18 protein-coding genes and 1 pseudogene are annotated in these 23,260 nt (G+C 41.6%); 7 read left to right on the plus strand and 12 right to left on the minus strand.

Annotated elements, in window-relative coordinates; all coding sequences use genetic code 11:
• Positions 1–154 precede the first annotated feature (154 nt).
• On the plus strand, positions 155–601 hold the full coding sequence (locus Q8N37_03115) for a hypothetical protein (protein ID MDP3057483.1): 447 nt from the start codon (positions 155–157) through the stop codon (positions 599–601).
• Positions 602–623: 22 nt separating this feature from the next.
• On the opposite strand, the gene Q8N37_03120 is transcribed toward Q8N37_03115, so the two are convergent.
• Positions 624–3,332, minus strand: coding sequence for an HAD-IC family P-type ATPase (locus tag Q8N37_03120; protein ID MDP3057484.1), 2,709 nt, complete (start codon positions 3,330–3,332; stop codon positions 624–626).
• A 368-nt stretch (positions 3,333–3,700) separates the two neighbouring features.
• Between Q8N37_03120 and ychF the strand changes: the two genes are divergently transcribed.
• From ychF to rpsR, 5 genes are all read left to right on the plus strand, one after another.
• Entirely contained in the window at positions 3,701–4,783 is a 1,083-nt protein-coding gene (gene ychF, locus Q8N37_03125; protein ID MDP3057485.1) for a redox-regulated ATPase YchF, read from the plus strand.
• A gap of 16 nt (positions 4,784–4,799) precedes the next feature.
• Complete coding sequence (gene coaE, locus Q8N37_03130) at positions 4,800–5,999, plus strand: dephospho-CoA kinase (protein ID MDP3057486.1); 1,200 nt, start codon at positions 4,800–4,802, stop codon at positions 5,997–5,999.
• A gap of 170 nt (positions 6,000–6,169) precedes the next feature.
• Complete coding sequence (locus Q8N37_03135) at positions 6,170–6,775, plus strand: hypothetical protein (protein MDP3057487.1); 606 nt, start codon at positions 6,170–6,172, stop codon at positions 6,773–6,775.
• 30 nt (positions 6,776–6,805) lie between these two features.
• Entirely contained in the window at positions 6,806–7,243 is a 438-nt protein-coding gene (locus Q8N37_03140; protein ID MDP3057488.1) for a single-stranded DNA-binding protein, read from the plus strand.
• A gap of 45 nt (positions 7,244–7,288) precedes the next feature.
• Positions 7,289–7,504 carry a 30S ribosomal protein S18 gene (gene rpsR, locus Q8N37_03145; GenBank protein MDP3057489.1) on the plus strand — a complete coding sequence of 72 codons (216 nt, stop codon included), beginning with the start codon at positions 7,289–7,291 and terminating at the stop codon, positions 7,502–7,504.
• Positions 7,505–7,563: 59 nt separating this feature from the next.
• Here the strand turns inward: rpsR and recA are convergent, their stop codons facing one another.
• From recA to Q8N37_03170, 5 genes are all read right to left on the minus strand, one after another.
• Positions 7,564–8,613 (minus strand): recombinase RecA, encoded by a 1,050-nt coding sequence (recA, locus tag Q8N37_03150; GenBank protein MDP3057490.1) that lies wholly within the window; start codon positions 8,611–8,613, stop codon positions 7,564–7,566.
• A 10-nt stretch (positions 8,614–8,623) separates the two neighbouring features.
• Positions 8,624–9,361 (minus strand): helix-turn-helix domain-containing protein, encoded by a 738-nt coding sequence (locus Q8N37_03155; protein ID MDP3057491.1) that lies wholly within the window; start codon positions 9,359–9,361, stop codon positions 8,624–8,626.
• A 138-nt stretch (positions 9,362–9,499) separates the two neighbouring features.
• Positions 9,500–11,809 (minus strand): DNA translocase FtsK, encoded by a 2,310-nt coding sequence (locus Q8N37_03160; GenBank protein ID MDP3057492.1) that lies wholly within the window; start codon positions 11,807–11,809, stop codon positions 9,500–9,502.
• A 139-nt stretch (positions 11,810–11,948) separates the two neighbouring features.
• Positions 11,949–13,016 carry a 4Fe-4S cluster-binding domain-containing protein gene (locus Q8N37_03165; GenBank protein MDP3057493.1) on the minus strand — a complete coding sequence of 356 codons (1,068 nt, stop codon included), beginning with the start codon at positions 13,014–13,016 and terminating at the stop codon, positions 11,949–11,951.
• Between the two features lie 19 nt (positions 13,017–13,035).
• The gene (locus tag Q8N37_03170) at positions 13,036–13,692 is read right to left on the minus strand and encodes a uracil phosphoribosyltransferase (GenBank protein MDP3057494.1); all 657 of its coding nucleotides are present in this window, start codon (positions 13,690–13,692) and stop codon (positions 13,036–13,038) included.
• 177 nt (positions 13,693–13,869) lie between these two features.
• On the opposite strand from Q8N37_03170, the pseudogene pyrI reads away from it, so the two are divergent.
• Positions 13,870–14,377 (plus strand): annotated as a pseudogene (gene pyrI / locus Q8N37_03175) (aspartate carbamoyltransferase regulatory subunit).
• A 71-nt stretch (positions 14,378–14,448) separates the two neighbouring features.
• Here pyrI and Q8N37_03180 read toward each other — a convergent pair.
• The 6 genes from Q8N37_03180 to Q8N37_03205 all read right to left on the minus strand — a co-directional run bounded on the left by Q8N37_03180 (position 14,449) and on the right by Q8N37_03205 (position 23,185).
• Positions 14,449–14,586 carry a hypothetical protein gene (locus Q8N37_03180; GenBank protein MDP3057495.1) on the minus strand — a complete coding sequence of 46 codons (138 nt, stop codon included), beginning with the start codon at positions 14,584–14,586 and terminating at the stop codon, positions 14,449–14,451.
• A 71-nt stretch (positions 14,587–14,657) separates the two neighbouring features.
• A complete protein-coding gene (locus tag Q8N37_03185) occupies positions 14,658–15,050 on the minus strand; it encodes a hypothetical protein (protein ID MDP3057496.1) in 393 nt (130 codons plus the stop codon).
• Between the two features lie 96 nt (positions 15,051–15,146).
• Positions 15,147–15,551, minus strand: coding sequence for a hypothetical protein (locus tag Q8N37_03190; protein MDP3057497.1), 405 nt, complete (start codon positions 15,549–15,551; stop codon positions 15,147–15,149).
• A 99-nt stretch (positions 15,552–15,650) separates the two neighbouring features.
• Positions 15,651–16,154: an ORF6N domain-containing protein gene (locus Q8N37_03195; GenBank protein ID MDP3057498.1), complete on the minus strand. Its 504-nt coding sequence runs from the start codon at positions 16,152–16,154 to the stop codon at positions 15,651–15,653.
• 162 nt (positions 16,155–16,316) lie between these two features.
• Positions 16,317–19,913: a DNA-directed RNA polymerase subunit beta' gene (gene rpoC, locus Q8N37_03200; protein MDP3057499.1), complete on the minus strand. Its 3,597-nt coding sequence runs from the start codon at positions 19,911–19,913 to the stop codon at positions 16,317–16,319.
• A gap of 50 nt (positions 19,914–19,963) precedes the next feature.
• Positions 19,964–23,185 (minus strand): DNA-directed RNA polymerase subunit beta, encoded by a 3,222-nt coding sequence (locus Q8N37_03205; protein MDP3057500.1) that lies wholly within the window; start codon positions 23,183–23,185, stop codon positions 19,964–19,966.
• Positions 23,186–23,260: the final 75 nt, after the last annotated feature.

Genomic DNA, 23,260 nt, shown 5'->3' on the forward strand with positions numbered 1-23,260 from the left:
AAAAAATGGAAATAATAGGTACTATAAAGAAATAGTCTAAAAAATAATTAAAAATGCCAGGGATTTTATCCCCCCCCTGGCTTCTTTTTTTGACATCTAAGCCAAAATTTGCTAGGTTTAAATAATAAAATAATTAGATAAAATAATAATACATATGAATTCCTATCTTTTAGTGATTGCGGGACTTATTCTTTTGGTCAAGGGCGCGGATTATCTTGTCGATGGAGCTTCATCGCTGGCAAAACGATTCAAGATCCCGGATCTGGTCATCGGGCTCACTGTCGTCGCTTTCGGAACTTCAGCCCCGGAGCTGATCATAAACATCCTTGCCAGCCTTCAAGGTAATACCGAAATTGCCGTCGGCAATATCGTGGGCTCCAATATTTTCAATATATTTTTTATCTTAGGGGCAAGCGCGATTATCAGCCCTCTGCCTTTTGACCCGATAAATAATATAGATATGATTATGACAATTGGCGCAAGTTTTCTTCTATTTCTCGCTATGTTTATCGGCAAAAAACATATACTGGAAAAATGGCAAGGCATATGTTTTATTATTATATATTTCGGTTATCTGTCTTTTTTAGTTTCAAGAGGATAAATTAAAGATTAAATTAAATGCGTTAAACGTTATTGATCCCTTTTGCCCTTCGTCGGAAAAACTTCCGCACTTCTTCAACTAAAACAATAGAAAAAGCAACCATTATTATTTTCAACCAATCGGAAGTTTCCAGCGGTACAGTATTTAGAATTTTTTGCATGAATGGCGCATATACTGCGGCAAGTTGAAGCGAGATTACAACGAACATCGCGCCAAAAAGATATCTATTGGAAAAAGGGTTCATCTGAAAAATCGATTTATCTTCGCTTCGGCAATTCCATGCGTTAAACCACTGAAATACCGCTAGTACCGTAAGGGAAACCGTCCAGGCTTTTGCCAAATCAGTTTCAAAATACCCTCTAAACAGATAAAGTGTTCCAATTGCCATTGTAAGCGCCATAAGTATCATTCTTTCCAGCATTAATCCATCGACTAAATATTTATTGGGACGCTTAAATGCTCCATTCAGCAAGCCTTTTTCTTTTGGTTCCATTGCCAGAGAAACAACAAGAAAACCATCGGTCACAAAATTAAGCCAAATGATCTGAGACGGTAAAATTGGAAGCCCGAATCCCAAAACAATCGCTCCAACAATCGTAAACACTTCTCCCGCGCTTGTGGAAAAAAGATAAAGAGCGACTTTTTTTATAGTCTTATAGATATTTCTTCCTTCCTCGGCCGCCGAAACAATACTGCCGAAATTATCATCGAGCAAAATAATATCCGAGGCTTCTTTCGCCACTTCGGTTCCAATTTTACCCATTGCCACGCCAAGATCCGCCGCGACAAGCGATGGAGCGTCATTCACTCCATCTCCTGTCATCGCCACAATTTCCCCTCTCTTCCGATATGCTTGAATGATTCTAAGCTTATGCTCCGGAGTAACGCGCGCAAAAACACTCGTAGAAGCAAGTTTTTTTGACAAAATTTCATCATCCATGATATCAATATCTTCTCCCGTAATCGTAATATCGCCATCGTGAAAAATTCCCGCGTCGCGCGCGATCGCTTCCGCGGTAAAAGGATGATCCCCCGTGATCATTACCACTCGCATACCGGCGCAACTGACTTTTTTCATTGCCGGAATAACTTCCGGCCTTAAAGCGTCTTTGATGGCAAAAAATCCCACAAAAGCGAGAGGCGGCATTGAATCATGACTTAAAAAATTACCGGCATCGCTGTTTATCGCATACGCTACTACGCGGAATCCTTGTTTTGCCAGATCAAAAAATACCGCATCCAGATCTTCTTTTTCATGAGAAGCAAACTTTTCCGATTTTCCTTTATGCCATACTTTCCTGCACATCGCTAAAACTTTTTCCGGAGCGCCCACCACGCACAAAAAATTTTTCCCATCCAAGGCGCGCATGCTGGCGTGATACTTATGCACATAATCGAAAGGAAGCTCTGAAACTATCGAGGCTTCTCTTTCCAAAACATTTTTATGGAATCCGATCTTTTTAGAAAAAACCAGCATCGCCGCTTCGGTCGGATCCCCGGACACATTCCAGGTATTTGTTTCTTCCACCAGCGACAGCCTCGCGTTCGCGCAAAATGCCGCGATCTTGCCGCTCAAAATCAACTCGGGGTGATTCAAATGGTCCACCACTTTACCATTAAAACTAATTTCGCCTTTTGGCTCATATCCGATTCCTTTCACTTCAAAAAACTTATTGTCCGCGTAAACTTTCTGAATAATCAATTCGTTTTTGGTCAATGTGCCTGTTTTATCAACCGCGATAATTCTCGTCTGCCCCAGCGCTTCCACCGCTTGAAGCTTTTTAACCAGCACATTGCGCTTGCTCATTCTTTGAACACCCATTGCTAAAACCAAAGTCATGACAATCGGAAGTCCTTCGGGAATCACGGAAACAGATAAAGCAACGGCAACCATAAACATTTCCTTCAATGAATTTCCCATGGAAACGCCATAAATTATAATAAAAGAACTGATAATAAAAACGGCAAACACGATCAGCCGAGAAAGATAATGAATATTTTTTTTCAAAGGAAGCTCAGTGTTGATGTCGGTGATTTTTTGCGCTATCTTGCCGAATTCCGTAGCCAATCCGGTAGCGATGACTATTGCTTTGCCATTGCCGTTTACAATATTCGTACCGCTAAAAATCATATTCCTTTGATCCGCCACCGGCAAATTTTCAATTTCCAGTACGGCGCTATTTTTTAAAACCGGCTCCGATTCTCCGGTAAGGCTCGCTTCATTTACCTTAAGCGCGTTGGCGGAAAGAATCCTTGCGTCTGCCGGAACTTTCTCGCCTTCTTGAATAAAAATAATGTCGCCCGGCGCCAAATCAACGCTTTTGATGATCATTTCTTTATTGTCGCGCATGACTGTCGCCAGAGTTTCTATGAATTTTTTTAAAGCCAGAAGCGTATTTCGCGCTTTTCCTTCTTGGATCGTTCCGACGATCGCGTTAAAAAAAAGCACGGCAAAAATAATAATGCCGTCCGCGGTTTCGCCCATTGCAAAAACTACCAAAGCCGCGGCAACTAAAATATAGATCAGCGAACTTTGAAATTGCCGGAAAAAAATAACCGCCAAACTGTCAACTTTCGCCTCCGGCAATTTATTGAAACCATATTCTCCAATTCTTTTTTCCGCTTCTTTCTTAGTCAAGCCATATTCGCTTGAATCAAGCATTTCAAAAATTTCATTGGCGGTTTTCCTGTACCAATTATTTTCTGCTGCGATATTCTCTTTTGTTTCCATATAACTATAATTAATTTATACTATTGCCTTTTTAATTTTACCATTTTTATAACAAAACACAAAATTTATAAATTTAAACAATTCGACTCATGGCCTTATCGCCTTTTTTATTGACATCTTAGCCAAAATTTGATAGATTTTAATAGCTATTCAAACAAATATTACCGTGATGCTTTGAAAATTTCTGCAAAAGCGCATTTTGGCGATAACATCAAACAGGTATTTACTTCAAGTTACCAAAAAGCCAAAATTCGAGTGAGGCACGAAAAAACGATTAATAGCAAATAGTACCTGCCGAACGTCTTTAAAGAAATTTTCAAAGTATCACAAGTTTATATATCACAAGTTTATAATTTAAGATTAATCTTATGTCATTCTCTATCGGTATCGTGGGCCTGCCAAATGTGGGGAAATCCACTCTTTTCAAAGCCTTGACCAAAAAACAAGTAAATATCGCCAATTATCCCTTTTGCACCATTGATCCGAATGTCGGAGTGGTAAAAGTGCCGGATATGCGTCTCGAAAAACTGGCCAAGATGTCCGAATCGGCAAAAATCGTGCCGACTGCCGTTGAATTTGTCGATATCGCGGGACTCGTCCGCGGCGCCAATAAAGGCGAGGGCTTAGGCAACCAATTCCTAGCCAATATCCGCGAAGTAGACGCTATCGCCCAAGTGGTGCGCGTATTTGAAGATAAAGAAATAATCCATGTGGATAAAGACCTGGATCCCAAAAGAGACATCGAAACGATCAATACGGAATTAATTATAAAAGATCTGGAGGTTTTGGAAAAAAGGATCGCAAAGATCCTTGGCGAAGCCAAAGCCGGGAAAAAAGATAAAGTCATCGAAATGGAAAATCTGACCGCCATCAAAACTCTTTTGGAAAAAGGAAAGCTCCTGTATGGCGCCGATTTTGAGGAGCCGGCGCAGAAACTCATCAAAGAAATGCAGCTTTTAACCGCCAAACCGATGCTTTTCGTTTTTAATAAAAAAATCGAAGCGTCCACCGATGAGAAAAAATTGGAAAAATTACTGTCCGACCTGGGCATCAAAGCGGCATATGTGGCAGTTGACATAAAGATGGAATCGGATCTATCCGAACTTTCCGAGGAAGAAAAAACAAGCTATAAAAAAGACCTGGGAATAAACGAGGACGGCATTGATAAATTGATAAAAAAATCTTACGAACTTCTGGGTCTCGTCACTTATCTTACGACTGGCAAAGACGAAACTCGCGCCTGGACCGTAAAAAAAGACTCAAAAGCGCCCCAAGCCGCCACCGCCATCCATACTGATTTTGAAAAAAAGTTCATCCGTGCCGAAGTGATCAACTGGCAAAAACTGCTTGAAGCCGGGAGCTGGAGCGCGTCCGCGGAACTGGGAATCCTCCGCACCGAAGGCAAAGAGTATATCGTGCAAGACGGAGACGTAATAGAGTTTAAAATTTAAAATATTTTTTCCTTTTATGGTAAAAGTTGAAAAAAAATTTATTGCCGCTTTTCCCGGAAGCTTCGACCCGTTCCACAACGGACATCTATCGACGATAATTTCTTTTCTTGAGCTTCACCCCGAATTTTTTCTCTATATTATCATCGGACTCAATAAAGAGAAACAAAATACTTACGCCTTTTCTCCCGAAGAAAAAGCGTTTTTAGTCGAAAAAACCATTCCTGAAAAATATAAAAAAAGAATAAAAATAGTCCTCTATTCCAGCATCATTGCCGACTATTTATACGAACAGAATATCCAAATGTTCGTCAAAGGAATACGTAATCATCAAGACTTCGAATTGGAATCATGGACTGCCACAGTCAATTCTTTGTTCAGCGGAAACCCAAAAACCATTCTTATCGCTCAAACCGACCCCCAGCTTATAAATGTTTCTTCCGATAATTTAAAAAATTTTACAAAATGGGGGCTAAACGCGAAATATTTCGCTTCCGCCCTGACCAGAGAAGCTCTGCAATTGCGGCTGCGCGAACAATTATTAATAGGAATAACCGGAGGAATGGGCACGGGAAAAACAACTATCGCTAAAAAAATCCAAGGGCTTTCAGAAAAAAACGATGATCCAAAAGCCATAAAAATATACCATATCAGCCTTGACGAACTTGGGAAAAAAATTTACAGCAGCGATCAAACTCCCCGATTCCTGGATATCCGCAAGCAAGTGGCGAAAAAATTCGGCGCGGATTTATTGAGAAAAAACACCAGTGTCGACACCTACAAACTCGGAAGCATTGTTTTTTCAGCGTCTGATAAGCTTGAACAATTGACGGAAATCATCCTGGAACCGATTTTGTATCTCTTGAGAAAAAAACTGGAAGAAACGGGAAAAGGCATTTTTATCATCGAAGGGGCGAATCTCGTGGAACAAAAGCTTACCTTCCTTTTTAACGAGAACATGATCCTGGTAAAAACCGACAACGCAACGCAAGCGCAAAGATTAAAAGAAAAAAAGTTCAGCGAAGAACAGATCAAGCGCCGCCTGAAATTCCAGCTTTCAAGCGAAAACTGCCTTTCGGCCATAAAAAAAATGCAAAAAAAAGAACACTACCGCTTGCTCATAGAGCTTGACGGAACCAGGAATATAAACGAAAATGCCCGAGAATTATATAAAAAACTTCAGGATGAATATCAAAAAAGAGCTAATATTATAAGATAAAAAGGGTTCTCTGCTAATTTTTGGTTTACACGATCTTTGCGCCAATTCCTTGCCGCTAAGACGGTTCAGTCCTTGCCAAAAATAGTTCTTTATGCTAACATAAACATATTAAATAAAGTGTCAATCTAAATGAATTTTGGCGCGAAAATCAATAATCTAACACATCTTTTATGCACTATCAATTAACCTATATCATCCCTTCGGATGTTGCCGACCCAAAAACGTTGGAAGAAATAATTTCCGATATTAATAAAAAAATTACCGATGCGGGCGGAATTATTAAAACGCCTTTGACAGGGCTCGAAGACCAGATGGTAATGGACAAAAGCACTGAAGAACTCGAAAAAATAAAAAAATCTCAAAACGTAAGGCTTTTCAAGCACAGATTGGGTTATCCGATAAAACGTGTTTCTTACGGTTTTTATGTCGCGGTCGTTTATGAATTACCGGAAAAAAACCAAGCGGCGGTAACTAAAACGATAAACGCGGAGATCAAATTGAATAAAAAAATTACCAGATTTGTAAATACCAAATATAATTTTGAAGTTTTCTCCGAGCAATCTCAGCAGAAAGAAAAAACAAAAAATATAAAAATTTCCGAAAAACCTGAAAAAATAGAACAAAAAGAAATAGAGCCTCTTCAAACCATCGTCAACGAAGCGGTTACAGCCAAAAAAACTAAGAAAGAAATTTCGCTTGATGAAAAACCATCCAAAGGCAAAAAAACTGAGATCGAAGAACTGGATGAAAAACTGGAACAAATATTAAACGCGTAAATACAATCGCTAACTATTAATATTTATATCATGAATCTTAATAAAGTATTTGTTTTAGGCAATCTAACCAAAGATCCGGAAGTGCGGACGATCCCCAGCGGACAGCAAGTTGCAAGTTTCTCTGTCGCTACCAATCGCGTTTGGTATAATCAAGCGAAAGAAAAAAATCAAGAAGTTGAATTCCACAATATAGTAATGTGGGGCAAGCTTGCGGAGATCGCCGGTAAATATCTCACCAAGGGCAAAATGGTGCTGATCGAAGGGCGTATCAAGACCCGATCCTGGCAAGCACAGGACGGAACTAAAAAATATCGCACTGAAATCATCGCCGAGGCTATGCAAATGGGGCCAAAAACCCAGGGAACATCGTCTTACGACAAGCCGGAAGCAAAAGAAGAGACTCCGGCCGCGGAAGCTGCTCCTCAAGATAATTCAGGAGAAATAACAACCGAAGAAGTGCCATTTTAATACAAATTAATCAAACCATAATCGTTAAAAGAAAATTAAAAAACTATGATCACGGAAGAAAAAAAGACATGTTATTTTTGCACTAATGGGATCGAAGAAGTTGATTTTTTGAATCTTTCCCTTTTGAAAAAATTCATCAATCAGCGAGGCAAGATCATCAATCCGAAAAGAACCGGTTCTTGCAGTAAGCATCAAAGAAAGATTGCCACGGCGGTCAAAAGAGCCAGAACCATGGCGCTCTTATCGCCTTCCTATAAGTAAAAAGTACATACTAAATAACCCTCCTGGAAATGGAGGGTTATTTTTAATCTTATTTTCTATTATTTTGCCGCAAGCGCTATTTTCGCTTTTATCTGTTTCTGGATCTCCGGAGCTACTTTCGGATTCTCTTCCAAATATTTCTTGCTCGCTTCCATTCCCTGTCCCATTTTTTGTCCGTCAAAGGAGAACCAAGTGCCGGCTTTCTGGACTACGCCATATTTAACTCCGGTAACGATCAAATCGGACAACCTGGAAATTCCCTGGTTGTAAATAATATCGAATTCCGCTATCTGAAAAGGAGGAGCGACTTTATTTTTCACGATTTTGGCGATCGTGTGATTTCCTATGACCCGATCCCCTTCCTTGATCTGCTCTTTTCTCCTGACATCAATTCTGACTGAAGCGTAGAATTTCAGCGCATTGCCTCCGGTCGTCGTTTCCGGATTGCCGAACATCACGCCTATTTTCATTCTCAATTGATTGATAAAAATAACCGTGGTATTGGTCCGAGAAATTGCTCCGGTTAATTTTCTCAAAGCCTGGCTCATTAGCCGCGCCTGAAGACCCATATGGGAATCTCCCATCTCGCCTTCAATTTCCGCTTTCGGAGTCAAAGCCGCCACCGAATCAACCACGATCACATCAATACTGTTCGAACGCACCAGCGCTTCAACTATTTCCAAAGCCTGCTCGCCATTATCAGGCTGAGAAATAAACAAATCATTTATTTTTACACCGATTTTTTTCGCGTATTCCGGATCAAGCGCATGCTCAGCGTCGATAAAAGCCGCCAAACCGCCGCGTTTTTGAGCCTCAGACACAATATGGAGAGCTAAGGTAGTTTTACCGCTGGATTCTGGGCCAAAAATTTCAATCACCCTTCCTTTAGGCACTCCGCCTATCCCCAAAGCGATATCAAGAGAGATCGATCCGGTAGGGATCGCTTCCACGTTCATTTTCCGCGCTTCCCCCAATTTCATAATAGATCCTTCCCCGAATCTTTTCCTGATATCTTCCGCCGCTGTTTCAGCCAGCTTATTTTTGGGATTTGTCTCCACTTTTGCCTTTTTTACATCCTTCTCCTTTTCCTTTTCTTTAACTATGACCATGGTATTTTAATTATTTTATTAAAGCTTGAGTTTGTTTGTACTGATACAATAAATTGGTTTCGGCCGCTTTTTTATTTTCTGCTTTTAAAACCACTGTCCTCGTAATTTCGCTTATTTTTTTAAATCTATTGGTTGCCGAGATCTTAATTATATTAGAACCCGGGGTCAGACTGATCTCTTCCAAGATTTTTCCGTCTTTTAGTCCTATCGCCTCTCCATTAATATAAACAACGGAATCAGGATCGCCAACCGAGCCTTTGACCAATACAGGCGTAAAATCCACAACGAGCTCGTCGGTGGGAAAATCTATCAAAAGCTCCGGTCCTTTGAAAATCGCGCTGACCTGATAGCCGAAAAAAACCACAAAAGAAACCAAAATAATGCTTACGGCTAAAGCGGTAATGGTGCGGGGAGTGATGATAAAAGTCGGGGCATAGTTTAAATTAATGGAAGAATGATTATTTTTATCAATATTCCGCCTAATGCACTCTTCTTTTTTATAAAGCCTGAGAAAGCCCTTTACATCAACGCCGTAAAAATCGGCTATTTTTTTTAAAAAATCTTTCACATAAATTTCCGCCGGCATCTTATCAAGCCTTCCATCTTCCAAATAAACCAAATATTTCTTGGTAATCTTGGTTTTATCGGCAAGATTATCCAAGTCTATTTTTTGGGCAGTTCTAATTTCTATTAATTTTTCGGAAAGAGTATCAGACCCTTTCACTTTTTTTGTTGTAAACCAAGACACGGTTATTTAATTTTCAAGCACCAATTTTCAATTTTCAAAAAAACTTAAACTGTCGTTTGAAAATTTAAAAATTGAGATTTGATTGAAAATTGAGATTTGTAAATTGAAAATTTTAAAACCAAAACTTACTATTTATTTCTACCTTTTCTCCATATCCACTTCTCTATCGTTTCTGAATTCCGTATTCAAACCATCGCTCGCCGCGCTTTCCGCGACCAATATCGTCCGAGGCTTTGCGCCATCAGAAGGCCCTATGATCCCCTGCTCTTCCAGAAGATCAAGAAGCCTCGCCGCTCTGGCATATCCCACGCGAAAACGCCTTTGCAAAAGAGACGCTGAAGCTTTTTTTGACCTGATCACCATTTCTTTGGCCTGCTCATAAAGCTCATCCTCTCCGGCATCATTATTGCTCAAAGAAAAATCAACACTTGAAGCCGGAGCCTTGGCAATGACGCTTTCATCGAGCATTTGCGCGCCTTCTTTGTAATTCTCTTTGAGCCATTTTACCACTTTTTTAACCTCGTTCTCGGAAACAAAACAGCCTTGCAGACGCTTAGGCTTGGCCGTACCTGTCGCCAAATAAAGCATATCCCCCCGGCCTAAAAGTTTTTCCGCGCCGCTATGATCCAAAATCGTCCTGGAATCGATCAAGCTCGCTACCCGAAAAGCGATGCGAGCCGTAATGTTGGCTTTAATCAAGCCAGTAATGACATTAACTGATGGTCTTTGGGTTGAAATAACTAAATGAATTCCCACGGCTCTCGACATTTGAGCCAAACGCACGACCGCCGCTTCCACTTCGCGGGGAAAAGTCGCCATCAGATCCGCCAATTCATCAATGATCACTACGATATAAGGCAAAGGTTCTTTATCCTCAGATTTGGAAGCGATCATTTTTTTATTATAGGAATCGATGTCGCGGCTGCCAACTTCAGCAAGCACAATATACCGCCTCTCCATTTCCGAGACCACCCATTTCAAAACCCCCACCGCTTTTTCATTCTCCACGATCACCGGCGTCAGGAGATGAGGAATACTATTATACAAAGTCAATTCCACTCTTTTCGGATCAATCATTATAAGCTTCAGGGCATCAGGAGAATTATTATAGATCAAACTCATTATCAAATTATTAACAAAGATTGTTTTTCCGCTTCCGGTAGAACCGGCGATCAATAAATGCGGCAAGCCGCCAAGATCAACCCAGTGCGGATTTCCGGAAACATCCAAACCCATCGCCACTTTAAGCGAGGCAAAATAATCATTTTTATAAAAATTGGAAAACGTTTCCAAAAGATTCCTAAGCCGGACGATGGCGGCGGACACATTGGGAATTTCTATTCCCACCAGGGATTTACCCGGAATCGGAGCTTCGATCCTAATGGAACTCGCGGCCAGGCTTAACGCCAGATCGTTTTGCAAAGCGGTGATCTTACTAAGCTTCACTCCCACTGACGGCTTAAAAGTGTATTGGCTTACAGTCGGCCCGATAAACACTTTTCCCATTTCTACTTCAATGCCAAAGTTTGATAAAGTTTTTTCGATGATCGAAGCATTGCCGTCAATATCGCCGCTATCAGCGCTGGTAAAATCGCTTTCCAAAAGATCCAATGGGAATTTGCTCCACTGAACCATTATTCTAGCTTTTTTCTTAGCCATTTTTTCCGAATAGGCAAAACTTTCCGCGCCAATATTCTTTTCCTGCTCATTCGCTTCCCCATTTTCTTTATCTTCAAGCGATTTTATTTTAAAAGAAGGCGCCAAACCATTTTTTTTGGCGTTTTCTTTTTCAAGCGCGGAAATATTATCTCTATAATTTTCTTCCTCTACTTTCGTTCTCTTGTTTTTCTTAGTTTGAGAAATGAAACTGTAATAGCTATAAAAAGCTTTAATATTATAAACGATCCTGCTTAAAAAAGATTCAAGGGAAATATTAAAAATAAAAAGCGTTAAAATAATAATCGCCATTATTAATATGACGCTGGCTACCGCCGGACCGGTAAAAGAAGTTAAAATAATGGAAAAAATCAAACCAAGATAACCGCCGCCGCCATAATTTACGGCAACGGATCGGAAATCATGCGGGAAAAACAGCAGGTTTACCAAAGCTAAAAAACTCAAAAGCACTACGGTAAAAGCTATAAGCATAACCGGAGAATAATTAAAACGCCGCATCTGGCTATTATTATCGGCGGTTTTGGCAATAAGAGAAAGTCCGCCAAGAAACAAAAATACGGGCGCCAGGATAAATAAATGCCCGAAAAGCAGCCTTATCAACGAATGAATTCTTGCGCTGAACGGATCGTTAACCCCTATCAATCCCATAATACTGATCACGCCCAAAGCAAAGAAAATAATCGCTAAAATGTTGTATTTAAGCCCTTTTGAAGCATAATTTCGCTTGGAATAATTCTGGCTATTGTTGTTTTTCCTTTTATTTCTCGCCATAGATAGCTTTTTAAAAAACTATAAACTACCAATTATCGCCTGCTAATTGTCTTTCTATTATACTACTTTTAAAGAAAAAATCAAAGAAATTGGATAAAAAAAGCGAATGAATAAATCCACTCGCCTAAACGATTTTATTTTACAACAAAGCTTTTGGAGCAAGCAGATGAGTTACGCTCCAGACACATCCCTCGCGCTCGCAGCATTTTTTTACTTCGGCATCGCTTTGATAGATAAAAGGCAATCTTTTGCGAATATTTGAATCCCTAAGATCAGATGTCACAAGCCTAGGAATATCCGAACCTTTTATATCGCTGCATGCTCTCAGTCGAAATGATGTTTTGCCATCTCGCAAAGATTTACCGACTTCCGAACTCACTCGCAAATATGGCAGGCCTAAACCGCCGCAATTTGCCGAATACGGTTTCGCCGAATCCTTGCAGCTTTCGATAACCATTTTCAAATAGTCTTCGGATGGAATAATTTGCTTTGGATATTCCCTTTTAAGTTTGCGAATTTCCATTATCGATCTTTCTATGGTCTTCCTGTCGTTTTTTACAGCAGCAAGTCCGACTACTGGAGAACGAAAAGTGAACTCCAAACCCGAATCATATTTTTCCCGCTTATAAATAAGCGGGCACAAACTGAAAGATCCTCCCGTCTTTGCGACTTTAAGAGCAATTTCGGCAAGATTCGCGCCGTTTATTTTATTTACCGCGCAATTCGCTCTTACCCAGCAATGTTCGCTAAATTCCTCAAGCGCTTTCCAGCCGGCAATGCTTTTTTTTACCATTCCCGTATCTATTCCGGCACTTAGCAATTCATCGCATTGTTCGAGCGTATAATTTATACTCACTGCCAAACCGCCTTTTTCTTGGGAAAGTTCCGGTTTGATCCTTTGCAGAGCATCGCGCGATATCGCATTAGTAAGAATGGCAAATCTTTTTATTTCTTTTTGCCGATTTAAATACTCAAGCGCCGCCGGAAGATCCCTATACAGCAAAGGTTCTCCGCCAATGAATTCCAAATTTTGGACGCCGGCGCATATCAGATCGTCTATGCAGCTAATAACAAATTCTATTTTAGGATGTTGGTAGCCTGCCGTGATTTTATTTCTAACCTGGCACCCTTCGCATTCCAAATTGCAATCGGTTATCAATTCCCATTGGCAAAATTTAAACTTGGCTTGAATATTATTTTTTTCCATTAATTCACCTCGTCATATATCACAACAAATTTCCTTTACTGGTTATTCCCATCCATCTATCGCCGGCATCGCCTACGACCGGCTTGCCTGAATCAAGATAAATCACGTATCCCTTTTCATTTAAACCGATGTTTGTCCCGGTAAAACCGACAATATTTTTTACATCCGGATGGTTATCCCGAAGTGCCTTTAATCCATCCTTTGATGCAACTCCGAATATACAGGTTATATCTTTAAATCCGCGTTTTTTAAGCTCTTGGATCGTCATGATACTGCTTGTAGCAGTGGCACACATCGGATCCAGGATTAAGACCGGCATACCGCGAGGAATTTCACGCGGCAAATTGCAGTTTAGCATTTCAGCCTGTATGGATATTTCATTCCGAAAAGTCCACACCATAAATACGGGCATCTCATACCTTAATAGCCTCTCTTTCATGGCTAGTAATCCGGCATTAGCAGCTCTCAAAATTATTACGAGCCCCACATTATCCTTATTACCGTTCAAACTCCTGAAATAGACTGATAATAATCTTTTGTATATAATTTCCCACTGCTGCCGAAATTTAGCAGTTGAAAGATTTAAGTCGGGATGCATTCTATCTACCGCTATATTTATCTGTGCGTTCTGTACATATTCCACGTTCGGAAATTCTTCTCCGTTTATTTCTAACAAATTTCATCATCTCCTGTTTTTTTCAATTTTAAGAGAACAATCATATTGTCCCCCTTTATGCAAATTTGCACCTGTATAAATCTAACAGATAAGGAAAAATTGTCAAATATTCTAATTTACATTGACAAATTCCACTATAAATGTAGAATACGGCTAGTACATTTTTATGGAGGGCTCATGCAAACAGAAGAAACAAAGGAAAAAAAGGAAGGAAGGAGAATAGCAAAAATTGAAAAAGGAACGGTCGTTGACCGCATTTCTCCGGGACACGCGCTAAAAGTCCTTGAAATTCTGGGCATTCTGTCCAACATCAGCGCAAAAGTAAGTTTCGTAATGAATATTCCAAGCTTAAAACTGGAAGGCGGAAAAAAAGACATAGTAAAGATCGAAAAACGGGAACTTACGGAAAATGAAACCGATAAAATTGCAATAATTTCTCCCCATGCCACGATAAACATAATTAGGGATTATAAAGTGGTTGAAAAATATCAGGTTAGTTTACCGGATGAAATAATCGGCATCGTCAAATGCTCGCGGACTACCTGCATTACCAATAATCCCAAAGAAGCAGGGGGTCGTCGAAACAAAATTCGCCGTGATCGAACGAGATCCGGTCACACTGGAATGCCACCATTGCGAGACGCAAATAAGCGGAGATGATATACCAAAATGTATAAAATGTTAATTCTTGCTTTTAGCAAGAATTTTTTTATTAAAAATAAAAAAAGAAGGGGTTTAATCCTTCAAAAATTTCTTTTAGTCGTTCCAAACTTTTGGATTCGGGCATTCCGGATTCGGGCATTGATTATTATTGACAAATTCTTCATAAAGAGCGATGTGTCCGCACTGCCAGCAATAATCCATTCCAGGCGGACAAATTTTACCATTCGGCACACCTCGAATTAAAACCTCTCTTGGTCTATTTAACCACTCTAACGACTCTTCTTCCACCATTCATCCCTCCTTTACCTTCCGTATAATATCACTAGCCTTGTCAGCTCCTGGATAATTTCTTTTTCACCCAATTGTTCAATCGTTGGTATAAATTTTTCCGGCGACACGGTCGCAGAAGTTTTTACCAGACCATCGAGGCATGTCGCCAGATTGATTCTATTGCCATCTCCCTGTCGAAGAAAAGCACTATTGCCAGTCTGACTGCGGACTTTAACATTGCCATTGGACCAATCCCAGTGGCATTCCGCGTCTGGAAGTATTGTTATCCAAGAATATTCGCTTTCGCCGTCTTTCGCAAGAAAAACATTTTTCTTGTTTATCCTTGCCAACAATTCTCCTACCGAAGCGGTTTTACTTAATAAAATACCGCCGGGCAGCTGAATCACGTTTATTGCTTTTGCCAAATTTTATTCCTCCTGTATATTTAACTATTTTAACAATCCTAACATAAGTGAGGGTTTTGTCAATAAAAAAGAAGGGTTTTAGTCCTTCAATATTTTTTACAAATTTGGCTGGCGGTTGAATTCCATCTCGCCTGTTTCGGAAAGCTGGAAAATCTTATCCATCTGTAAATACATGATCTGACTTATATTTATCCATTTGTCGAAAACAATCGTTTCCGGAGGCATGCCTGCGATCACTGTTTCACAATCAATAATGAACCTCCTGTCATTATTACTCCAATTACGCGCACTAACGCTTTTGATTTGAAAAGATACGCCTTTTAGTCTTTTTGGCACAGGATTTTTACCGATTACAATTGGCTTTCCAGCTATCCATTCATATTTTTCTTTCGCGCCTTCTTTTTTACCATTAATCCGAATTATGATGTAGCCCATAATGACAACTGCTACAATCAAAACCGATTCTAAACCGCTATACATTTTATCAACTCCTTTGTTCAAACTGTTTTAAAATCATATCACAATTACGGATTTTGTCAATAAAAAAGCGGCTAAGAAATTTTTCTCAAATCACTAGTTTCACTTTTTTTTAATCATATTTTATTTCCCCGCTTTAAACCCTATCTTCCTCACCGACCCATCCTTCCCATCATCCAAAAGTTGCCTTAATGTATCGAAAACTATTTTAAATTTCTTGTCATATTTTTTCTCCATTTGTTCGATTTTCAATCTCAACTCGCGATTACCGGCGATCATTTCCCGCAATTTGATAAAAGTCCGAATAATTTGAATATTTACTTGCACAGCTCTCTTGCTATTTAATATACCGGAAAGCATAGCCACACCAGGTTCGGTAAAGACCAACGGCGTTCTTCTTAGCCCCATTTTTTCGCGATTGGAAGTGCCAAATTGGTACTTCCAATTTTCCATTTCCTGCTTATTCATTTGAAACATAAAATCTTCGGGAAAGCGATCAATATTGCGCCTCACTGCGCAATTAAGCATTTTGGTTTCCACTCCATACAGCTCTGCCAAGTCTCTATCAAACATTACTTTCTTGCCTCGCATTAAAAATATTTTATGTTCTATTCTTTCGTCTGGCACAATAATCGCTAGATTTTTTGATTACATAAATTTATTTATTCTTAACTTCGATTTATTATACAACAATGTGTGTCATAAATAAAGCCGAATTTTTGAGGTCATAATTTGCAACCTCAAAAAAACTACCCCGATCTCTCAGGGTAGTTTTTACTTTCTTTAATTTTATTTTCCAAATCCGGTTCCGGCAGGGATCAACTTGCCAATAATAACATTTTCTTTCAAGCCTTTCAATTCATCCGATTTGCCGAATAAAGCGGCGGAGATCAGCACGCGAGCGGTTTCCTGGAACGAAGCGGCGGCCAGGAAGCTTTCGGTCGAAAGCGAAACTTTCGTAATACCAAGCAATAATTCTTCGCCTTTGGCCGGCTTCTTGCCTTCCTTTTTGGCAATGGAATTCACTTTATTGAACTGCGCCTCTTCCACCACGCTGCCTTCCGGCAATTGCGTGTCTCCGGCGTCATTAATTATAATTCTCGAGAACATCTGCTTCACGATCAACTCGATGTGCTTATCGTTGATGCCTTCGCCTTGAGCGGTGTAAATTTCCTGCACTTCGCCGATAATATATTCCACTACCGCCATTTTATCAACCAGATTGAAAAGCTCATGAATATCAATATGCCCTTCGGTCAATCTTTGTCCTTTCTTGATCGCCGCGCCCTTCTCGACGGAAATCGCGATGTCGGAATCCACTTCATATTCTTTCACTTCAGCTTCCGTTTTTCCTTTTTTATCCACGACATTGATGCGAATGATCTTTTTATTGGTCAGAGGAACAACATCAACGACTTTTCCAGATACTTCAGAGATCAAGGCTTTTCCTTTCGGAACACGGGCTTCAAAAATTTCTTCCACGCGAGGCAAACCCTGGGTAATGTCCCGTCCTGCAACTCCTCCGCTATGGAAGGTTTTCATGGTCAGCTGAGTTCCCGGCTCGCCGATAGCTTGCGCGGTGACGATGCCGATAGCTTCGCCTTTGGCGATCGGCTTATTCCTGCCCAAATCATAGCCGTAGCATTTTTGGCAAATTCCCCGTTCGGCCTTGCAATAAATAACCGTGCGAACTTTAATAAAATCGATCCCGGAAATATTTTCGATCGTCTTGGCGATATCTTTGGGAATAAATTCTCCTACCGGCACCAGCACTTTTTTCGTTTTTGGATCAATAATATCTTCCGTGACAACCCGTCCGTAAATTCTCGCCGCAAATCCCCGGCTTAATCCATATTGATCAAGCCTGGGAATAATAATGCTTTTCTTGCTTCCGCAATCAATTTCATTGATAACCATATCTTGCGCCACATCCACCAAGCGCCTGGTCAGGTATCCCGCAGTGGCGGTTCTTAGAGCGATATCAGTCATACCTTTTCTGGCTCCGTGAGTGGAAATGAAATATTCCAGCACATCAAAACCTTCCTTGAAACTATTTTTGATCGGCAGTTCGATCGTTTCTCCGGCCGGATTCACCACCAACCCTTTCATACCCATCATCTGCGCGACTACTGCCCAAGAACTTCTGGCCCCCGATTCGATCATCAAAAAGACCGGGCTGTTTTGATCCAAAGTGTTTAGAACGGCTTTGGTAACTTTATTCTTGGTATCGGTCCAGGTTTCGATTACCTTGGTCCTCCGCTCTTCACTGGTAAGAAGCCCCTCATTATACTGGCGCTCGATAATTTCCGCCTGTTTTTTCGCTTCTTCGATCAAAGCGGCTTTTTCTTTCGGTATTTTCAGATCGCTCATTCCCCAGCTAAGCCCGGAAATGGTCACGTACTCAAAACCCAGTTTTTTGATCCTGTCGACCAGATCCACCGTTTCTTCAGCGCCGGCTTTTTCCAGCGAATCAGCCACCAAAGCTTTGAGATTCTTGGCATCCATAACTTCGTTCACGAACCGCAAGGATTTTGGCAAAGCTTCGTTGAAAATAATACGCCCGGCTGAAGTTTTTAAATATAATCCTTCGTTAGGCTCTTCTTTTTTAATAACATTAATATCGAAATCTTTTCGCAATTTTATTTCCGCCTTAAGGTCAATGATGCCCAATTGATAATTCAAAATCGCTTCTTTGGCATCGTAGAAAACCTTGCCCTCGCCCTTTCCGCCGGAAATAATTTTGGTCATATAATAGCAGCCCAAAATAATATCCTGATAAGGAATGACGATCGGATCTCCGGTTGCCGGCTTCAGCAAATTCTTGCTGGAAAGCATGATCTCTCGGCCTTCGCGCTGCGCTTCTTCGCCCAACGGCAAATGGACTGCCATCTGGTCTCCGTCGAAATCAGCATTGAAAGCCTTGCAAACCAAAGGATGAATTTGAATGGCCTTGCCTTCGATCAGCACCGGATAAAACGCCTGGATGCTCAAACGGTGAAGGGTCGGAGCGCGATTTAAAAGCACTACTTTGCCGTTGATAATATTTTCCAAAATATCCCAAACCTCCACAGTCTCCTGCTCGATCAAACGGGTGGCGCTTCGGACGTTGTAGGCATAATTTCCTTCAATTAATTTTCGCATCACGAAAGGCTTGAATAATTCCAAAGCCATATTTTTCGGCAATCCGCATTGATTCAATTTCAATTCCGGTCCGACCACGATCACGGAGCGTCCGGAATAATCCACGCGCTTGCCGAGCAAATTCTGCCTGAATCGGCCTTGCTTTCCTTTTAACATATCGGCCAGGGACCGAAGCTGCCTTTTTTGTCCGGTAGAAGCGATAGTCACTTGTCCGCGCTTAATGCTATTGTCGATCAAGGCGTCAAGCGCTTCCTGCAACATTCTTTTTTCATTCCGGCAGATGACTTCCGGAGCTTTCAATTCGATCAAATGCTTCAAGCGATTATTGCGGTTGATAACTCTTCGATAGAGGTCATTCAAGTCGGAAGTGGCAAAACGCCCGCCATCCAGCTGCACCATTGGCCTCAAGTCCGGCGGGATCACTGGCAAAACCGTGAAACACATCCATTCCGGCTTTACTCCGGCTTTTATCATTCCTTGCGCCAGCCTTAAGCGCTTGGTAATTTTTTTTCTTACGACATCGTTGCTGACATTTTTCAGTTCTTCGGTCAAAGCATCTTTAAGCTTTTTCAGATCGGTTCGGGCAAGCATTTCTCTCACCGTTTCCGCTCCGATGCCGGCCTTGAACACGGAACCGAATTTCAGCGACAAATTCCGGTATTCAATTTCGGAAATCACCTTCATTGGAACAAGACTTTTTATTTCCGCCTTAGCTAAATCTCTGGAGGCTTTCAGCTCGGCAATATTTTCCTTGCTTTTCTGCTCTTTGCTCCTGGTCTTGAACTCGCGGTCTATTTCTTTAAAAGCTTCTTCTTTATTTTTTTCATTTACTTCGGTAACAACATAAGCCGCGAAATAAATGATTTTTTCCAGATCCTGCACGGAAATATCAAGAACCAAGCCAATGCTCGAAGGCACGCCTCGGACAAACCAAATATGAGTGATCGGCACAGCCAATTTGATATGGCCCATGCGTTCGCGCCTGACCGAGGAACGGGTAACCTCCACTCCGCATTTATCGCAAACGATCCCTTTGTACCTGATCCTCTTGTATTTTCCGCAATAGCATTCCCAGTCTTTGGTCGGACCAAAAATACGCTCGGAAAAAAGCCCGTCCGGTTCCGGACGCTGAGTCCGGTAATTGATCGTCTCCGGCTTGATCACTTCGCCGTGCGACCAGGCCATGATATTTTCCGGGCTGGCCAAGGTTAATTTTACTGATTTGAAGGTTGATGTTTTATACATAGAAGTTTAAATATTGGATAATTGAAGGTTGATTAAATTAATTTGAATGGTTAAAAATTCCTGCGTTCATTTTCCTCTTCTCCTTCAAGCTCAATATTCAATCCTAGCGCTTTTAACTCGTTTACCAGCACAAAGAACGAAGCTGGAATATAAGGACTTTTTATCGGTTCACCTTTAATTATCGATTCGTAAGACTTGCTTCTTCCGGCAACATCATCGGATTTGATCGTCAAAACTTCCTGGAGCGAATGCGCCGCGCCATAGCCTTCCAGCGCCCAAACTTCCATTTCTCCGAATCTCTGTCCGCCGAATTGGGCTTTGCCTCCAAGAGGCTGCTGAGTGATCAGCGAGTATGGCCCGATCGAGCGAGTATGGATCTTGTCTTCCACCAAATGATGAAGCTTCAACATATAAATAATTCCAACGGTCGATCTCTCGTTGAATTTTTCTCCGGTTCGTCCGTCATAAAGCTGAACTTTGCCGTCTTCCGGCAATCCCGCTTTTTTCAATTCCACTTTGATCTCGTCTTCCGAGATACCGTTCAGCGCAGGGCAAGCCACTTTGTAGCCCAATTTCACAGCCGCCCACCCCAAATGTGTTTCCAAAATCTGGCCGATATTCATACGGCTCGCGACGCCGAGCGGATTCAAGATTATATCAACCGGCGTACCGTCAGCCAAATGCGGCATTTCTTCTTCCGGCAAAATTTTTGAAATAACTCCTTTGTTTCCATGGCGTCCGGCTAATTTATCGCCAATGGAAATTTTCCTAAGCTGAGCAATACTCACTTGGATCATTTTGATAACTCCGGCTGAAAGCTTGTCGCCCTGTTCCCGGGAAAATATTTTGATTCCGACCACTTTTCCGCGCTCGCCGTGCTGGAGATAAAGCGAGGTATCTTTCACATCGCGCGCTTTTTCGCCGAAGATCGATCTCAAAAGGCGCTCTTCCGCAGTCAATTCGCTTTCGCCTTTGGGCGTAATTTTTCCCACCAAAATATCGCCGGATTTTACCTCGGCGCCAATTCTAATAATACCTTCCTCGTCCAGATCTTTCAATTTTTCCTCGCCAACATTGGGAATATCCCGAGTGATGACTTCCGGACCCAGCTTGGTATCGCGGACTTCAATGGAAAAATCTTCGATGTGAATAGAACTGAACACGTCCCTCTTCACTAATTTTTGGGAAAGAATGATCGCGTCTTCGTAATTCGCTCCGCCCCAGCTCATAAAAGAAACCAATAAATTCTGGCCGAGAGCGATCTCTCCGTCTTCGGTCCCCGCTCCGTCAGCCAATAATCCGCCAGCCGGAACGATCTGATTTTTTTCCACCCGCACCGTCTGATTGATGCTGGTCGCGGCATTCGAACGCACAAATTTTTTAAATCGATAGCTTTTTCTGGCTTTATTTTTTGCGCTTTCCACTACCACGTGATTGGCGTCCACTTCGACGACTTTTCCCGCTTCAGTGGATAGCGTAACATAACCGGAATCGGCCGCCACTTTGGCTTCCACTCCGGTGCCGATAACCGGCGCTTCCGGCCTGATGCAAGCCACCGCCTGGCGCTGCATATTCGAACCCATCAAAGCTCTTTGCGCGTCGTTGTGCTCAAGAAAAGGAATAAGAGCGGTAGCAATACTGATGGCCTGATGATGGGCCACATCCATATAATCAACTTTACTGGATTCAATAATTCCGGGGTTTTGCTTGATGCGGGCTTCCACTTTTTCTTCGATAAATCTTCCTGCTTTATCCAGCGGCACTCCGGCATGCGCGATGTTCACCGTATCTTCGGCCACCGCATCCAAGTGAACAATTTGATTTGTCACTTTGCCGTGCACCACTTTCTTATAAGGCGTTTCAATAAAACCATAATCATTGACTACGGCGTAACTGGCTAAGTGTCCAACCAAACCGATATTCGGACCTTCCGGGGTCTCAATCGGACAAATTCTTCCATAGTGGGAAGAGTGCACATCACGGACTTCAAAACCGGCTCTTTCGCGCGTCAAACCGCCCGGACCCATCGCCGAAAGCCGCCTCTTGTGCTCAAGCTCGGCCAAAGGATTAACCTGATCCATAAATTGGGAAAGCTGAGAAGAAGCAAAAAATTCCTTGATCACCGCAACGAGAGGGCGGCTATTTACCAAATGCACTGGGGAAACCAAAGAAGAATCAACCGTACTCATACGATCTTTGATATTTCGCTCCATTCTGGTCAAGCCCAAACGAAAACGTTCCTGGATCAATTCTCCGACGCCTCGCACTCTTCTGTTTCCCAAGTGATCGATATCATCGGCAAGAGCGTTCGCGTTATTGCTCAAAGCGATAATTTCTCTGACTGTTTTTATGAGATCGCTGACCAAAAAAACCCGATGTTCCGGAGTATCGGAAAGATTGAGCCCTAAGCGCTGATTAGCCTTATAGCGCCCGACTACACCCAAGTCATAATGCGCAAAATTGAAAAACATATTTTCCACCAATTGCCTAGCATTCTCGATCGTCGCGAGATCTCCCGGCCTGATCCTCCGGTAAACTTCAATAAAACCGTCTTCGCTGCTTTTGGTGGTATCATGTTTGAGAGTTTCTTCGATAAACTTAATATCTCCCGTATCAATATCTTTGAATAAATTCAAAATTTTCTCATTCGTGCTGTAGCCAAAAGCGCGGATCAAAGAAGTCGCGGCAATTTTTCTTTTGCGGTCAATACGCACATAGATCGATCCCGAGGAATCCGTGTCTATCTCAAGCCAGGCTCCGCGATTGGGAATAACTTTCGCGCCAAAAAATCTTCGCTCGGCTTTTTCCGCGGAAAGATGGAAGAATATCCCGGGAGACTTGATCAGCTGGCTCACAACCACTCTCTCTACGCCGTTTATAACAAAATTGCCCCTGTCGGTCATTAAAGGAAATTCTCCAAAATAACACTCCTGCTCTTTTACGGCATGAGTTTTTTTATTGGTTAATTTCGCTTTAACCCGCAAAGGGGCTTCATAAGATACATTTTTTTCAATCGAGGTTTTTTCGTCGTACTTGGCTTCATCCAAATAATAATCGACAAACTCCAGCTCCAGTTCTTTATTATAACTTTTGACCGAACCGACTTCTTTGAACAATTCTCCCAGTCCTTTTTCAATAAACCAGCGATAGGAGTTATGCTGAATTTCTATTAAATTATGCAACGGGGTTTCTTTCGCCTTATGGAAAAAATTCCGAGGCTTAACTGAAACGCTGGCATGGACTTCTCCTCTGGTCTTCTTTGAAACAATCATAAAAATTGCTCAGTTTCATTTTCACGTAAATTTAAAAAGTAAATTTCAGACTCTTTAAAATTTGTGAATTATCCC

The sequence above is a fragment of the bacterium genome, from assembly GCA_030693205.1.
Taxonomy (GTDB): Bacteria; Patescibacteriota; Minisyncoccia; order JAHIHE01; family JAHIHE01; genus JAHILZ01.